Source organism: Cognatundibacterium jejuense (genome assembly GCF_014284255.1).
GTDB lineage: Bacteria > Pseudomonadota > Gammaproteobacteria > Burkholderiales > Burkholderiaceae_D > Undibacterium > Undibacterium jejuense.
On record NZ_JACOFV010000016.1, the window covers coordinates 52,454 to 69,514 of the forward strand.

Below are 17,061 nucleotides of genomic sequence, written 5' to 3' on the forward strand. Positions count from 1 at the left end.
TAATTACTCAGTGTAAGGTATACTTATCTTACGCGCATACCAGGCTGTGCACCTGGCCAGGCTTCGAGGATGTACAGACCTGGATTGGCTTTTTCATCGGCGGCGGAAGCTGCCAGTACCATGCCTTCAGACATGCCGAATTTCATTTTGCGTGGAGCCAGATTGGCGACCATCACCGTGAATTTGCCAATCAACTGTTCAGGTTGGTATGCTGATTTGATGCCAGAGAATACATTGCGGGTGCGACCTTCGCCGACATCTAAAGTCAGGCGTAATAATTTGTCTGAGCCTTCAACATGTTCACAATTGACGATTTTTGCAATGCGCAGATCAATTTTGGCAAAGTCATCGATTTTGATTTCTTCTGCCAACGGCTCGATATCGTTCGGGTTACCAGCAACTGTGCTGTTTGTATTGGCGACAGCAGAAGCCTCCGTAGTAACGGGCGCAGCAGTTGTGGCAGGTGCCACTACCGGCGCATCAAACAATTGATCAAAAATCTTAGGATCTACACGTTGCATCAAGTGTGCATAAGGATGAATCTTATGTTGATGCGGCATTGCTACCGTCACATCAGCCCATTGCAATGGCGCAATATTCAGTTGTGCTTCGACCTGAGCTGCGAGCTGTGGCAATACTGGTTTCAGGAAGATCGTCAGAATACGGAAAGCTTCGAGCAGGCGGCTGCATACTTCTTGTAATTTGGCATCGTTCTCTGGTTTTTTCGCCAGTTCCCAAGGCTTGTTGGCATCCACGTAGGCATTGACCAGATCGGCTTGCTCCATGGCAGCGCGCAAGGCTTTGCCATATTCGCGCGCCTCATACAAGGCTTTGATTTCTGGTGCCGCTTTGTACAAATTGCCAAGGAATGCATCATCTGCATGTGCCCAGTCAGTGGTAACCACACCATCAAAGCGCTTGCTGATAAAGCCAGCGGCGCGTGAAGCGATGTTGATGTATTTGCCAATCAGATCGGAATTGATACGCGCCACGAAGTCATCGGGATTCAGATCCAGATCTTCGACTTTTGCGTTCAGTTTGGCGGCGAAGTAGTAGCGCAGCCATTCTGGGTTCATGCCGATTTCCAGATAACGCAAAGGTGAAATACCCGTGCCGCGGGATTTCGACATTTTTTCGCCAGATACCGTCACAAAACCATGCGCATACACATTGTCAGGTGTTTTATAGCCAGAGAATTTCAACATTGCTGGCCAGAACAGCGTATGGAAATAGGTAATATCTTTACCGATGAAATGAATCTGCTCGGTCGTCGGGTCTGCCATAAACGCATCAAAATCACGACCAGTTTTGCCGAAGTAATTTTTTAATGAAGCGAGGTAACCGACTGGCGCATCGAGCCAGACATAGAAGTATTTGCCTGGTTGGTCAGGAATTTCAATACCAAAGTACGGTGCATCGCGGCTGATATCCCAGTCGCCCAGACCGCCTTCGCCTTCCAGCCATTCTTTGCATTTATTCGCAACTTCTGACTGCAAGCGATTGTCTTGCAAAGCCCAGCCACGTAGAAAGTCAACGCACTTCTGATCCGACAATTTGAAGAAAAAATGCTCAGAAGACTTCATGACAGGTGTCGCACCAGTCAGGACGGAATAAGGATTGATAACTTCCGTTGGCGCATACACAGCACTGCACACTTCGCAAGAATCGCCATATTGATCTTTGGCGCCACATTTTGGGCATTCGCCTTTGATGTAGCGATCAGGCAAGAACATATTTTTTACCGGATCGTAAAACTGTTCTATCGTCTTGCTAGTGATAAAACCAGCAGCTTTTAATTTACGATAGATGTCTTGTGACAAAGCATGGTTTTCAGGGCCATCCGTAGAATGCCAGTTGTCAAATTGAATATGGAAGCCATCCAGATATTGCTTACGGCCAGCCGCAATCTGTGCCACAAATTCTTGTGGCGTAATGCCTGCTTTTTCAGCGGCAATCATGATCGGTGCGCCGTGCGCGTCATCAGCACCAACAAAGTGTACCTCGTTACCCGACATTCGCTGATGCCTTACCCAGACGTCAGCCTGAATATATTCCATGATATGGCCAAGGTGGAAGGGCGCGTTAGCGTATGGAAGAGCAGTGGTAACGAACAGCTTACGAGTCATGTTGATGCACTTTTAGGATTAACGGACAAGGGCATTATTTTAACAGCGAATCTCTGACAGAGAACACCCGTCAGCGCAGAAGTCTGCGCTCAGAGGGCATAAACGATTATTTTTGCGCTAATTTAGGCGAAATATTGAGGTAAAGCCGCTGCCTTGATTCTCTGATCGTGCAGAAAATACCTTTCTACGGCAACCAACAACGCTCAAGCTACTTTTAATGTGTTGTTGATTTGACTCTGAAAATAGCCTTTAACGTCGTAGGGGAGCACATCTTGTCGTTAAATACGGCTCGTATCAGACCACCCATTGCCCATCACGATACACTTCATCGTCACCAAATTTGACTGATTTTGTCACTGCAAAGACGTCCACGTGGTGACGGCCTTCGCCGCGTTTGATATGGGGTTTGGCATAGCTGCCGTGCTTAGAACCCAACGACAAGTGAATGCCACACATGCGTTCATAAGTACCAATATCACGCACCGTGCGCTCTTTGTTGAAGGCGCGGTTCATCCCCAGACCGAGTTCTCTGACCCAGACCACGCCGTCGTCCGCCCGGATGTTGGTCAATACCTGATCAAATTCTGGTGTGGAATCTTCAGTGGCAACGACCTGGCCTTTTTCTATGATCAAGGTGATTGGTGTTTCAGGCTGATTAATGCTGAACGTGGTGTCGCCGAAGATGAATACGCGCACCCGACCATAGACATCTTCCAGGTTGACTGATTCGGTAAATACCTCACCGATTGGGAACTGGCCGCCGACGTTTTTCATTTCGCTGTAATCGCCGACGTTTAACTTGGCGGGTTCAAATTTTCCGCTGAAAATCAATTGCGCACCGTCGCTGTCTACTACGCCGTGGCTGGCCTGATCAATTTTTTCTTTCAGCTTACGACCGACCACCCGATAGTAATCCGGATCATAGGCAAGGGCATCAATGTAATAATCGATTTCAGCACCTTCCATGCGTCCCAGATGCGGATGTTCGATGACTTTCAGACCCTGCTTAAATAATTCGACCCGCAATCGGTAGGCTTCCAGCCGGAAATTTGTAGACTGCACCAGAATCGCCAGATCGCCACTTTGCAGTGTAGCCAGCGTTTCTAAAATATCAGAGGGCGCTGTCTCATCAAAGTTGATACACAGGGCTTCCGGCAGGCAGAGACGATAGGCGCTTGCTAATACCCGCGCTAATTCACAACTTTCGTCATATACCAGAACCGCTTTGTGTGCAGCCGTATGTTGAAAAGCATGTTCTAGCACGTTTTGTAAATGTGCGTGGCTGTTGGCGACACGGGTTTCAAAGTTGGAGCTGAGTGATGACATGAGGTATTTCTTAAAAATAAGCGGATTACGTAGTGAGCGGGGCACATTTCTTAGTAACATCGAAATGTCGAATGCCGGACCAGCATTTTACCAGAGTGGTATGCAAGGCTCCCTGTCATGGTTTTTGCGTATTTTACGATTTGCTACGTTGAGATGTAACTTTGATACCAAAAAATACTTATTTTCTTGATTTTAGTCATGCCAATGTCATATTTTTTTGATATGATTCTTCGTACCTGCTGTACATACAACTGATATGTATGACGGCAGCGAGGTGTGCTTTGTCTGCGTTTAGTGGACAAGCCGCCGTCCTGACATGAATGCGGAGCTGGGAAACCAGTCTCCGCATTTAACTTTTATCCGCTACGTTTTGATTGTTGATCACGATAAGACTTAGGCGTCATGCCTGTCCATTCCTTAAACGCATGTTGGAACGCGCTTTGTTCTTGATAGCCAAGCATAAACGCAATATCTGAGAGGCTGAACGCTGCTTGCCTTAAATACTCTTGCGCGACGGAGAGGCGGGTTTCATCGAGTAACTGTTGAAAACTGAAGCCTGCGTCGGCCAGCTTACGTTGCAATGTTCTTTGGCTGACACCTAATTCCAGTGCGATCGTAGGTAAGCGCGCCAGATCGCGTGATAAGTTTTTACGAATCGCGACCCGCACTAAGGCCATGATGCTACCGTCATGCTCCGCAGCTTGCTTTTGTTTTAAAAGTTGTTCCGCATGCTGCTGAAGCAGGGGGTACATGCTGACATCTGCGTTGGGAACGGCCCAGTCCAGTAGCGCCGTTGGAAACGTTGAGCAATCAAGTGGCTTTCCAAAAACGACGTCTGCACCAAAAATTCTATGATGCTCGCTGATGTCCGATGGTGCGCTGTGCCTGAAAAATACTGGAACAGCAGGTAAAGTCGTGCCAGCAAACCAGTTGCCAAATACTCGGATTCCAGCAAACACACTTTCGGCCAGATGTCGGCTGGCGTGCGGGAAGTGGCTATGCCATTGGTATTCGGTCTGTGTGGCATTTTCAATTAATACTGAACGCCCCAGATCATGCGCTAATCCTTCGTAGCGCATCGTCTGTTGGAATGCCTGCCGGAAATCTTTGCAGCTCATCAAAATCATGCCGTACACATTGTAGGTACCAAGTTTGACACGCTCACCCACATGCAGACCAAAGTGCTGGTCATTGCATAGCGCCGCACCAGCGTCGAGCAAACGCACGTAAGCGCTGGCTGCGATGCTTTCGCCCATGTTAGTTAGCGACTGCGGTGGCAATTCCGCTTTTTCCGCCAGCGCGATTAAAGATAGGCCGCGTTCTGTGACCAGTTCCAATAGTGGTTGTACATACGCAGCTGCTACCCGACCGTCAGGCGGGCTGCGGTGCAAAGAACTGGTCAGGTTGTTTGGCATATTTCCACAAGATCCTTGTCATAAAAGCGCAATACGTGTGTTGCTACGCTAGGTAAGCTAGCCGACAAGTATAACAAGGGAAATCTGCGTCATTTGTGTAAATTTCCCACAGATCAATTCAAAAGGGCATGTATGCGACGATGGAACGGCTGGGGTGACGATAGTATCGAATTTGCAGTGAATGCTGATGCACTGGGTTTTTTGCAAGAACGCATCGGGCAGGGTGTGCTGCAAAAGGATGCCAGCAAAGCTAGCGTCATCGCCAGTGTACCGACGTCGCGTTTAACACCGCATCCATTGATTGATACCAGTCCGGAGGTGCGGGTGCAACATAGTTTGGGCCAGAGTTTGCCGGATTGGTTGAAGATGCGATTCGGCCGGATTGAACAGTTTCCGGATGGTGTGGCTTTTCCTGAAAGCAGCGAGCAGGTCCGTCAATTACTGGATTATGCGAGCCGTCATGATGTCGCTTTGATTCCGTATGGTGGTGGCACCAGTGTGGTTGGTCATCTAGCAGTACCTCGCAGTAACCAGCTTGTACTGAGCGTCAGTATGGTACGCATGGCGCAATTGCTCAATCTTGATAAAGAAGCGCAACTGGCGACATTTGGTGCTGGTGTATTTGGCCCGGATCTGGAGGCGCAATTACGCGCCCATGGTTATACTCTGGGACATTTTCCACAATCGTTTGAATATTCCACACTCGGTGGATGGGTGGTAACACGTTCATCGGGTCAACAGTCGTTACGTTACGGACGTATTGAGCAATTGTTTGCTGGCGGGCGCATAGAGACACCAGCTGGACGTTTGGATATACCGACATTTCCCGCTTCGGCTGCAGGCACTGATTTACGTGAAATCATTTTGGGCTCTGAAGGCCGGATCGGTATTTTGACTGAGGTCACCGTTCGCATCAGTCGTTTGCCTGCATCTGAAGAGTTTCATGCGGTATTTTTTCCGGATTGGGATAAAGCGCAACAAGCCGTGCGTAGCATTGCGCAAGCGAAATTGCCTTTGTCGATGCTGCGCCTTTCCAATTCCACTGAAACGTTGACCAGTCTTAAATTAGCGGGCCATAAAAAGCTGATTGGCTTACTTGAAACCTATTTGGCACTACGTCATTGCGGTGATAAAAAATGTTTGCTCTTGCTGGGAGCAAGTGGCGACAAACCACATGTCCGTCATGCGATCAACAATGCATTGAAGTTAGGCAAGGCACACGGTGGCGTGCATGTCGGACAAACCATGGGGCACAAATGGAAGCAGGGACGATTTAAAAATGTCTATCTGCGCAATACCTTATGGCAGCAAGGATACGCGATTGATACCGTTGAAACAGCATGTGACTGGCCTAAAGTGGCAGGTATGATGCAAGCGATCGAATACGCAGCCACCAGCGCACTCGCAAGTGACGGCGAGCAGTTGCATACTTATACCCATCTGTCGCACCTGTATGCGCAAGGTGCCAGCGTCTACACGACGTTTGTTTATCGGCTTACCGGCGATTACGAACGGGATTTGAAGCGCTGGAAAAAACTCAAAGCAGCGGCATCGCAAGCCATTGTTGATCATGGTGGCACCATCAGTCATCAACACGGCGTCGGTAGCGATCACGCGCCGTATTTGCATGAGGAAAAAGGCGAGCTGGGTATTGCCGCATTACGTCATCTATATCAACATTTCGATCCGGATGGCATCATGAATCCCGGAAAGTTATTACCTGAATTATCTTCCCCAAAGGAAAACTAGCATGGCTTCATCAGTGTGGGATAGCGATGAGCGTAGTGATCTTGGTGCCGTTTTATCGAATCAAGGGCTGCCATGGGACCTCGTGGTCATCGGCGGCGGTATTACTGGCGCTGGTATTTTGCTCGAAGCCGCACGACGCGGTTTAAAAGCCTTGTTGATAGAACAGCGTGACTTTGCCTGGGGGACGTCTAGCCGTTCCTCTAAATTGGTACACGGTGGCTTGCGCTATCTGAAAGAAGGTAAATTCCACCTGACTCGTGATTCTGTGCGGGAACGACAAGCGTTGATGCAGGATGCGCATGGATTAGTTGATCATCAGAGTTTTGCCTTTGCCGACTATCAAGGCCGCAAACCTGGTCGTTGGATGTTTGCGCTGGGTTTGGCGATTTACGACAAAATGGCGCGCCAAACGGCACGGCATTATTTCCCGACCGATGAATTTCTTATGATGACGCCGCATATCGGACGTCAGAATTTAAAAGGCGGTCTCAGCTACCACGATGCCAAAACAGATGATGCACGTTTAGTGATGCGCGTGCTGCAAGAGGCGAAAAGCCTGGGGGCAACGGCCATTAATTATCTGGCCGCATCGAAGATTGACTACGTGAATGAGCTGGCCAAAGGTGTGCAGGCAAACGATACCATCACAGGACAAGACTACCAGATTCGGGCGCGCAGCATCATCAATGCCACTGGTGCGTGGGCAGATCGGCTGCGTTTATCAAAAGAACTCAACGGAAAAATTCGTCCTCTGCGCGGCAGTCATCTGCTCATGCCCGGATGGCGCTTGCCCGTTGCCCAAGCGGTGAGCCTGATGCACCCCCGTGACGGTCGCCCTGTCTTTGTGTATCCGTGGGAAGGCGTGACGCTAGTCGGTACGACAGATGTAGATCATCACGCAGATTTGCAAACTGAAACGGTAATTACGCCAGATGAAGTTACTTACTTGATGGAGGCGTTGGCATTTCAGTTTCCGTCGCTGGCTTTGGGGCTTGACGATATTATCGCTACGTATGCTGGCGTCAGGCCTGTGATTGATACCGGTAAAGCAGATCCATCCAAAGAAGGGCGAGATCATGCGGTCTGGATGGAAAAAGGTTTGCTCACTGTGACAGGCGGAAAGCTCACGACCTTCAGATTGATTGCACTAGATGCTTTGAAAAATCTGGCACCCTTGTTACCAGAATGGCGTCCCGATTTACGTATCACGCCTTTGTTTGATAATCCACGAAATAATTGCAATAGTCATTTGGAATTAGACCTGCCGCGTTCGCAACGCGATCGCTTATTCGGTCACTACGGCAGACTCGCTCCAGAAGTTATTGCTTCTGCCCGCGAGCATGAGTTGGAACTCATCCCTGGTACAGAAACCATGTGGGTGGAATTGCGTTGGGCGGCGAGATACGAATCTGTGCTGCAATTAGAAGATTTGCTTCTGCGCCGCACGCGTCTTGGTTTGTTGTTGAAGAACGGTGGTGTAGAGTGTTTGCCACGCATACGAACTATATGCCAAGGCGAATTAAAGTGGGATGACACGCGCTGGAATGTTGAACAAGCAGCGTATCTGGAATTGTGGAAAAAGAATTATGCCTTGCCCCCAAAGTCAACAATCAAAGATTGGCTAGTCAATGAATAATCACATAGAAAAACAATACATTTTAGCGATCGATAACGGTACCCAAAGCGTGCGGGCAATTCTGTTTGATTTGAAAGGGAATATCGTCGCCAAGTCGCAAGTGCATCTGGAAGCCTACTTTTCCGATCATCCGGGTTGGGCAGAACACCATCCTGAGGATTATTGGCAAGCCGTTTGTACGGCCTGCCAGCGCCTGTGGGCAAGTAGTGGTGTGTCACCTGCCAGTCTGCACGGTGTGGCGGTGACTACGCAACGTGGCACCATGATCAATCTTGATCAACACGGTAAGCCCTTGCGTCCGGCGATTACCTGGTTAGATCAACGGCGCACCGATGTCGTGCCAGCCGTCAATCCCTTATGGTTAACTGCATTTAAAATTGCTGGTGTCAGCGATACGATAAATTTTTTCAGAGGTGAAGCAGAAACTAACTGGATTAAAGAACATCAACCAGATATTTGGGATAAGACAGCACATTACCTGATGCTGTCCGGTTATCTGAATTACCGTTTATGCGATAAATTTATCGACTCGATCGGTTCGCAAGTCGGTTATCTTCCTTTCGATTACAAAGCCTTGAAATGGGCAGGGAAACTGGATTGGAAATGGCAGGCGCTGGCAATCAAAGCAGAGACCTTGCCCGAACTGGTTGCGCCCGGAACGATCATGGGTAGCATTACCCCGGAAGCCGCAGCACAAACCGGAATTTTAGCCGGAACACCTTTGCTGGCGGCCGCTGCCGATAAAGCATGCGAAGTGATTGGTGCCGGATGCCAACAAGCACATATCGGTTGCCTCAGTTATGGCACAACGGCGACCATTAATACGACCAGTAAAAAATATCTGGAAGTTACACCATTCATACCACCATATCCTGCCGCTATTCCCGGTTCGTATAGCACGGAGGTGCAGATATTCCGTGGCTATTGGATGGTGAACTGGTTTAAAGAACAGTTTGGTCATCACGAACAATTGCAAGCTGCTGCGCAGGGGCTGGTGCCGGAAGAGTTGTTTGATGAGCTGGTGAACGCTGTCCCGCCGGGGTCGATGGGATTGATGTTGCAACCCTATTGGACGCCGGGGATTAAAGTGCCGGGTCCAGAAGCAAAAGGTGCGATGATCGGTTTTGGTGACGTGCATACGAGGGCGCACATGTATCGCGCGATCCTCGAAGGCTTGGCTTATGCCTTGCGAGAAGGCAAAGAGCGGATAGAAAAACGTAGTGGGGTGGCAATCACGGAATTACGTATTTCCGGTGGCGGTTCGCAAAGCGACGCAGCGATGCAGTTGACTGCAGACATTTTTGGCCTGCCGACTTCACGCCCACATATCTATGAAACATCAGGGCTGGGCGCAGCGATTGACGCTGCTGTTGGATTGGGTCTGCATCCGGATTTTGATACGGCGATCCGTGCGATGACTCGCATAGGAAAAACGTTTGAGCCGATTGCCCATCATCACCAGATTTACAACGAGCTTTACCATCGCGTCTACCAAAAAATGTACGCGCGCTTACAGCCTTTGTATAAAGAGATACAGCAAATTACTGGTTATCCTCAGATGCATTAATGCTTGATTTTAGTTGCTAGTTACTATTTTGCGAGGGAGACGTTGACCTCAACGTCTTGCATGCTACCTACAGAGCCATTGTTATTCAAATAGATGCCGGATGATTCTAATTCTCCGGAAGATCCACCATTGCCGCTGCTATCGCCAATTGCTGTGTGCGTACTGACGCTGCCGAGGTAGAGTGCACCTATGCCAGCTTGCTGCAAACTCATAAACTGCGGTTTGCCATTGCTGCCTTCAATTAAAACCCCCAGTTTGCTATAGGCTGGGTTACTTTGATCTATCCAACCGTTATTGTTTCCAAAGCTATCTGCCAGAGACTGTAACTGGGTAAAGCCATTGCCTGTTGTTGGGCCGAATAATTGGGTCTTGTCGGTGATTTTTCCACTATCGTCCGGGTTATATGCTAGGTAGCCACCACCTTGAATAAACGGCATGGTAACTTTTTTGCCATCGTTATTCAAATCGAATGAGAACGTCTGTTGACCTAACTGAACAGAGTTGCCAGAAAAGTTAATGACCAGAGGGTCTTTTAAGGCACTGCCAGACTTGATCGTCACAGATTGGGTTTCTTGCCGTATCGTTTGTACCGATTGATTCAAGTCGAAATGAATTTTCTGGTGGTCACTGGTTTCAATATCACCCTCGGCACTAAAACTGGTACTGGTTGTTTGCGTCAAGGTGGTTTGTGCATTGTAAATAGCGCCGCCGCCCTGCGCTGTGGATGTCGGTGTTGATGCGGTGCCCGTTGCTTGATCTGTATGCGAAAAATCGGCTGGATTGATGAGGTGTATGGTCTGTCCAAATATTTCTTGCAACAACTCGATCAGTGCCTGCATTTTCGGATCAATGCTGGTGTAAGCGTTGTTACTGCTTGTTGCATTGGATGAATTGGTTGCATTGGTTGCATAGTTTGGACTACTTGATGTCTGGCCAGAGTCCATACCTGAATTGCCATTGGCCAAATTAAACGTTGCCAGTGCAGCCTTTCCGATATCGGATATTTGCACTAAAGACGAGTTGTCCGGCACATCATTTGCCGCCCCGCCAAATATCCTGAGCTCTTGTCTCGCACTGAACTGAGACCTGACATGTTGAACGGATTGCATTGCAACCTGAGATGAACTAATGATCATGCCAGTCTCCAAAATTTGGGTGTGTACGCCTCATTATCGACCGTTGCATGAAAAGCTTGAGATGAATTTTGATTTCTTGTCCGTAAGCTTTCTGCTGTAAAAATTTGCATTCCTCAGAGTAAGTTTTTCAGTGATGCTTCGATGCATTTTGCTGCTTTTGCTAACAAGTAGGGCGGCTGCACCGTAACAGGTACTTTTACTCACCGACTTTGTGCGATGCACTATCTTTTTGGTGAAAATAGAAAATTCACGAAAAATTTCACTCAATAAAATTTCCTAAGATTATTTCTCCCCGATTAATAGAGTGAGTTTCAATAGGCGTATTTACTGAGATGTCCTAAGGCGAAAGCACATGAAAATTTTATTGCGCTGCACAAGCTGGCACGCTTACTGCTAACTGGATGATGAAGCTCGTAGTCTTTTTGTATTTAACCATCACCAGGAGAAATCATGACACGTCGCACCGTTTTAAAAGCAGTTGCTCTGGCAGCAATGACTTTAACTAGCACCGGTTGGATGTCGCAATCCATGGCGGCTGACACGATTAAGGTAGGGATTTTGCATTCGCTGTCCGGTACGATGGCGATCTCGGAAACCTCGTTAAAAGATGTTGCTTTGATGACGATAGACGAGATCAATGCACATGGTGGTGTGTTGGGTAAAAAACTCGAACCTGTCGTGGTCGATCCCGCTTCCAACTGGCCTTTGTTTGCAGAAAAAGCACGTCAATTGGTTGCGCAAGATAAGGTATCTGTCGTTTTTGGATGCTGGACTTCGGTATCGCGAAAATCAGTGTTGCCGGTGTTTAAAGAGCTCAATAGCTTATTGTTTTATCCGGTGCAATATGAAGGCGAAGAGTTAGAGAAAAATGTGTTTTACACCGGTGCAGCACCCAATCAGCAAGCGATTCCTGCGACTGAATATCTGATGTCAAAAGAAGGTGGCGGCGCCAAGCGTTTCGTGTTGCTCGGAACCGATTATGTTTATCCGCGCACGACGAACAAAATTCTGCGGGCATTCTTGCATAGCAAAGGCGTGAAAGACACGGATATCGATGAAGTCTATACACCGTTTGGTCATTCTGATTACCAGACCATCGTCGCCAATATCAAGAAATTTGCAGCGGGTGGAAAGACTGCGGTGATCTCCACTATTAATGGAGATTCCAATGTCCCATTCTATAAAGAACTTGGTAATGCTGGTTTGAAAGCCACCGATGTTCCAGTGGTCGCTTTTTCAGTCGGCGAAGAAGAGTTGCGCGGTGTTGATGCTAAACCACTCGTCGGCCATCTGGCGGCATGGAATTATTTTGAATCGGTCAAAAATCCTGTGAATGCCGAATTCATCAAAAAATGGAAAGCCTATGCCGTTGCCAAAAAATTGCCTAATGCAGCAACGGTGGTGACGAATGATCCGATGGAAGCGACCTATGTGGGTATCTACATGTGGAAACAAGCAGTAGAAAAAGCGAAGTCAACGGATACCGATAAAGTCATTGCTGCCATGGGTGGGCAGACATTTAAAGCACCATCAGGTTTTGAGTTGATGATGGATGCGACGAACCATCACTTACACAAGCCAGTGATGATCGGCGAGATCAAGGCCGATGGTCAGTTCAGCGTTGTCTACAAAACCAAAGAACCAATACGTGCACAGCCTTGGAGCCCATACATCCCGGGTAATGAAGGTAAGCAAAAGTTGTAATTGATAACGATAGCGTTTGAAGAAAACATGCGCGTCAGTGATGATGTAACGCACTGACGTCGCGTGCGATTTTTTACTCGATGTCGTTCTTGCATTTCTATGGCACGTATAACGCACATTCTTCTATGAACATAAAAAAAATCCTTGGCGTAGTGCTGGGAGTGATCGTTTGCTGTAGTGCACAGGCGACGATCGATCAACACTTGCTGCTCGATTTGGCAGGCGATGATCCCGATGCCCGCATAGTGGCTGTTAATACCATGGCAGCCTTAGCCAATGACGAGGCGGCGCAAGTATTGAACGCGTTAAAAAATGAAAATCTCTATCTCAAAGATCATGTTATCTATGAAGTTGATGGGGAGTCTGTCACCAATTTAATTTCCGGAAAAACCAGCAGCTTGCCGGATAGTGCAGAGGCCTTGGTGATTAATAATCGTTTGCGAGGCGCCATAGAAAACGCTTTGTCTGGCATGAAATTATTTTCAAAAGACAAGGCAACACGTCTCGCTGCGGTGCACGATTTACAGCAGGTAAGTGCTGAACAATTGCCGTTATTGAAGCACGCTTATTTACAAGAAAATGATCCAGAAATCAAAGTGCAACTGCAATTACTGATCGCCAGTGCTAACTTGCAATCAACGGATCCAGTGGTGCGTAAAGCGGCTATTAAAAGTCTGGCAGAAACTAATAACGCCAATCTCAAACCTTTACTAGAAGCGATGTTGAAGCAAAATCCAGATGGTAGCTATGCTGAACCTGACGAGAGTATTCGCATTGAAGTCGTGACGACGCTGCACGCTTTAAATTCCCGTCTGGCGCGTACCGAGGTGATTGGTAATTTGTTCTATGGGATTTCTTTAGGTAGTGTTTTATTGCTGGCAGCACTCGGGCTGGCGATTACGTTTGGCTTGATGGGTATTATCAATATGGCCCATGGTGAGTTATTGATGATAGGTGCTTATACCACCTATGTTTGCCAGCTGTTTTTTCGACATTTTTTCCCGCAAGCAATCGATGCCTATTTGTTGCTGGCGGTGCCAAGTGCTTTTATTGTTTCTGGCCTCGTAGGTATTTTTCTGGAGCGCACCGTCATACGTTGGTTATACGGGCGTCCTTTAGAAACGCTGTTGTGTACCTGGGGCATTAGTTTGATATTGATGCAAACAGTGCGTTCTATTTTTGGTGCGCAAAATGTCGAAGTAGCAAACCCATCATGGATGTCTGGTGGTATCACGGTGCTCGGCTCGTTGGTGTTGTCGTATAACCGCATCGTCATTATTTTCTTCGCGCTGGCAGTAGTCGCCGTTGTCTGGTTGATTTTAAATAAAACCCGACTGGGATTATTCGTGCGGGCGGCAATGCAAAACCGTCGTATGGCGGATTGCGTTGGTGTCGCAACGGGAAAGATAGATATGCTGACCTTTGGCTTGGGTTCTGGTATCGCTGGCCTCGGTGGTGTTGCGCTTTCTCAGTTAGGGAATGTCGGACCTGATCTGGGGCAAAACTACATTGTTGATTCTTTCATGGTGGTCGTACTCGGCGGGGTCGGACAGCTTGCCGGTACATTACTGGCCGCGTTCGGGCTGGGAGAGATTAATAAATTTTTGGAGCCGGTTGCTGGCGCTGTCATGGCAAAAATTGTGATACTGGTCATGATCATCATCTTTATACAGCGACGCCCGCAAGGCTTGTTCGCACTCAAAGGAAGGAGTGTCGAATGATTTCTCAGCTATTTCCACGTACGACCTGGATTGCTATATTGATGTTAGCTGGAGTCGGAATGCTCATGCCAGTGTTTAATCTGAGTTTTCCAGACGGACATCCTTTGCATATATCTTCTTATGTATTGGGTATCGTCGCCAAATTCATGTGCTATGCACTGGCTGCGCTGGCGCTTGATCTGGTTTGGGGCTATACCGACATTTTATCGCTGGGGCATGGAGTATTTTTTGCCTTGGGTGCCTATGCACATGGCATGTACCTGATGCGTGCGATCGGGCATGATGGTGTCTATCAAAGTGATCTGCCAGATTTTATGGTGTTCCTCGATTGGAAAACTTATCCGTGGTATTGGGCGATGACGGATAGTTTTTTATATTGTATGGCCTTGGTGATTCTGGTTCCCGGCATACTCGCGTTTGTGTTTGGTTTCTTTGCTTTCAGGTCGCGTATCAAAGGTGTGTATTTTTCAATCATCACGCAAGCCATGACCTATGCCTTTATGTTGCTGTTTTTTAGGAACGATACCGGTTTCGGTGGCAATAATGGCTTTACGGATTTTAAACGCCTGCTTGGGTTTAGCTTAACTGCACCTGCTACCAAAGCAGTCTTGTTTTTGATGACTTTATGTTGTTTGGTCAGCGCTTTGGTGTTGTGTCGTTGGATTGTCACCTCGAAGCTGGGGCGCGTATTGCAAGGCGTGCGTGATTCTGAATCGCGTTTGATGTTTATCGGTTACAACCCATTGTGGTTCAAATTGTTTGTCTGGACATTATCTGCGGTGCTATGCAGTATCGCTGGCGCATTATATGTGCCACAAGTGGGAATCATCAATCCTTCTGAAATGTCGCCCGCCAATTCTATAGAAATGGTGATCTGGGCGGCCGTTGGCGGTCGTGGGACTTTGCTCGGTCCTATTATTGGTGCTTTTACCGTCAATGGGTTGAAGAGTTGGTTTACGGCGGCATTTCCCGATCTGTGGTTGTACGCATTAGGTCTGCTATTCATTATCGTCACATTATTTATGCAGCAAGGCATCCTCGGTGTACTGGCGAAACTCAAAAAAGCCACGGAGGTTGCATGAGCTACATCATGAGTGGCGTGTTGCGCCCGGGGCAGCAATATGCCGGTGCGACCGGCGATCAGGGAGTTTCTTACCAACGCATTAAGCAAGCTGGCGTCGATACAACACATGGCGCGATTCTTTATCTTGAAGATATCGTCGTTTCGTTTGATGGCTTCAAGGCGATTAATCATTTGAACCTGGATATTTCAGTCGGTGAATTGCGCTGCATTATTGGCCCCAATGGTGCGGGTAAGACAACCATGATGGATGTCATTACCGGAAAAACCAAACCAACGTCTGGTAGTGCATTTTTTGGACAGACCATGGATCTGACCAAAATGAATGAGGTAGAAATTGCGCATGCTGGGATAGGTCGTAAATTTCAGCGTCCGACTGTTTTTGAACAACACAGTGTGTTTGAAAATCTTGAACTCGCCATGAAAATGGATAAGCGCGTTGTAACCACTTTGTTTGCGCGACTCAACAGTACGCAACGCGACAAGATCGCCGCGGTATTGGATTTAATTCGTTTGCACGAACACGCTACGCGTCCCGCTGGCTTGCTGTCGCATGGGCAAAAGCAATGGTTGGAAATAGGTATGTTACTGATACAAGAACCGAAATTGATTTTGTTGGATGAACCCGTAGCCGGTATGTCCGATGCAGAGACTGCCCGCACAGCAGAGTTGCTCAACGAGCTCCGTGGTAAGCATTCGATTATGGTCGTCGAACATGATATGGGCTTCGTCACAGAAATTGCGCAACAAGCTAAGGTGACAGTCTTGCATGAAGGCTCAGTGCTGGCAGAAGGTAGTATGCAACAAGTACAGGCTGATGAGCGCGTGATTGAGGTCTACCTCGGTCGTTGAGTCAGATTGCATAGAGATAGCATAGTAATCGTCAGGGAATTTATGTTAGAAGCAAAACAGCTACATCAACATTACGGCTCCAGCCATACGTTACGCGGTATTTCGTTCAACGTGAAGCGAGGAGAATGTCTGGCATTGCTTGGGCGTAACGGCGTGGGTAAAACGACCTTGCTTAAATGTCTGATGGGTGTATTGCCTGTATCAGAAGGCGAGGTCGTATTTTCAGGTCAGACGATCAACAAATTAGCCCCGCATCAACGCGCGAAGGCGGGCATGGCTTATGTGCCGCAGGGCAGAGAGATTTTTGCGCGTCTGACCGTCGAAGAAAACCTGCTCATGGGCATGGCCAGCTTGCCGTCAGCACGCGCAAAGGTGATCAAGAGCGAGATGTATGAACTCTTTCCGGTGTTGAAAGAAATGTTGCACCGGCGCGGTGGTGACTTGTCGGGCGGCCAACAACAGCAGTTAGCGATTGCCCGCGCTTTATTGGCGGAACCAAAAGTCATTATTTTCGATGAGCCTACCGAAGGCATACAACCTTCCATCATCAAAGATATTGCCCGCGTCATCAAGTTGCTGCGCGAGCGCGGCGATATGGGTATTATTTTGTGCGAGCAGTATTTTGATTTTGCCAAAGAATTAGCCGACCAGTTTATTGTGCTGTCACGCGGAGAAGTGGTGGCGAGTGGTGCGCAACGTAGTATGGATAGTGAAGATGTAAAGCGTCATCTGGCGGTTTAAGTTAGCT

Annotated in this window: 12 protein-coding genes; 8 read left to right on the forward strand and 4 right to left on the reverse strand. The window is 48.1% G+C overall.

From position 1 onward, the window contains the following. Positions 1-23: 23 nt before the first annotated feature. The 3 genes from metG to H8K32_RS16150 all read right to left on the reverse strand — a co-directional run bounded on the left by metG (position 24) and on the right by H8K32_RS16150 (position 4,867). On the reverse strand, positions 24-2,126 hold the full coding sequence (metG, locus tag H8K32_RS16140; protein WP_186913581.1) for a methionine--tRNA ligase: 2,103 nt from the start codon (positions 2,124-2,126) through the stop codon (positions 24-26). A 294-nt stretch (positions 2,127-2,420) separates the two neighbouring features. Then, positions 2,421-3,452, reverse strand: coding sequence for a M29 family metallopeptidase (locus H8K32_RS16145; protein WP_186913582.1), 1,032 nt, complete (start codon positions 3,450-3,452; stop codon positions 2,421-2,423). Between the two features lie 356 nt (positions 3,453-3,808). Further along, positions 3,809-4,867 carry an AraC family transcriptional regulator gene (locus tag H8K32_RS16150; protein WP_186913583.1) on the reverse strand — a complete coding sequence of 353 codons (1,059 nt, stop codon included), beginning with the start codon at positions 4,865-4,867 and terminating at the stop codon, positions 3,809-3,811. Between the two features lie 132 nt (positions 4,868-4,999). On the opposite strand from H8K32_RS16150, the gene H8K32_RS16155 reads away from it, so the two are divergent. Genes H8K32_RS16155 through H8K32_RS16165 form a run of 3 tightly spaced genes read left to right on the forward strand, consistent with a single transcriptional unit; the run spans position 5,000 to position 9,819 of the window. Next, positions 5,000-6,616, forward strand: a complete 1,617-nt coding sequence (locus tag H8K32_RS16155; RefSeq protein WP_186913584.1) for an FAD-binding oxidoreductase — start codon at positions 5,000-5,002, stop codon at positions 6,614-6,616. Position 6,617: 1 nt separating this feature from the next. After that, complete coding sequence (locus H8K32_RS16160) at positions 6,618-8,252, forward strand: glycerol-3-phosphate dehydrogenase/oxidase (protein WP_186913585.1); 1,635 nt, start codon at positions 6,618-6,620, stop codon at positions 8,250-8,252. Beyond that, a complete protein-coding gene (locus tag H8K32_RS16165) occupies positions 8,245-9,819 on the forward strand; it encodes an FGGY-family carbohydrate kinase (protein ID WP_186913586.1) in 1,575 nt (524 codons plus the stop codon). The genes H8K32_RS16160 and H8K32_RS16165 overlap by 8 nt, the downstream gene beginning before the upstream one ends. A gap of 23 nt (positions 9,820-9,842) precedes the next feature. Here H8K32_RS16165 and H8K32_RS16170 read toward each other — a convergent pair whose 3' ends face one another. Continuing rightward, on the reverse strand, positions 9,843-10,955 hold the full coding sequence (locus H8K32_RS16170; RefSeq protein ID WP_186913587.1) for a hypothetical protein: 1,113 nt from the start codon (positions 10,953-10,955) through the stop codon (positions 9,843-9,845). 450 nt (positions 10,956-11,405) lie between these two features. On the opposite strand from H8K32_RS16170, the gene urtA reads away from it, so the two are divergent. From urtA to urtE, 5 genes are all read left to right on the forward strand, one after another. After that, complete coding sequence (gene urtA, locus H8K32_RS16175; RefSeq protein WP_186913588.1) at positions 11,406-12,659, forward strand: urea ABC transporter substrate-binding protein; 1,254 nt, start codon at positions 11,406-11,408, stop codon at positions 12,657-12,659. A 125-nt stretch (positions 12,660-12,784) separates the two neighbouring features. After that, entirely contained in the window at positions 12,785-14,380 is a 1,596-nt protein-coding gene (urtB, locus tag H8K32_RS16180; protein ID WP_186913589.1) for an urea ABC transporter permease subunit UrtB, read from the forward strand. After that, entirely contained in the window at positions 14,377-15,462 is a 1,086-nt protein-coding gene (gene urtC / locus H8K32_RS16185; RefSeq protein ID WP_186913590.1) for an urea ABC transporter permease subunit UrtC, read from the forward strand. Before urtB ends, urtC begins: the two co-directional genes overlap by 4 nt. After that, the gene (gene urtD, locus H8K32_RS16190) at positions 15,459-16,313 is read left to right on the forward strand and encodes an urea ABC transporter ATP-binding protein UrtD (RefSeq protein ID WP_186913591.1); all 855 of its coding nucleotides are present in this window, start codon (positions 15,459-15,461) and stop codon (positions 16,311-16,313) included. Before urtC ends, urtD begins: the two co-directional genes overlap by 4 nt. A 42-nt stretch (positions 16,314-16,355) precedes the next feature. Continuing rightward, positions 16,356-17,054, forward strand: coding sequence for an urea ABC transporter ATP-binding subunit UrtE (urtE, locus tag H8K32_RS16195; RefSeq protein WP_186913592.1), 699 nt, complete (start codon positions 16,356-16,358; stop codon positions 17,052-17,054). Positions 17,055-17,061: the final 7 nt, after the last annotated feature.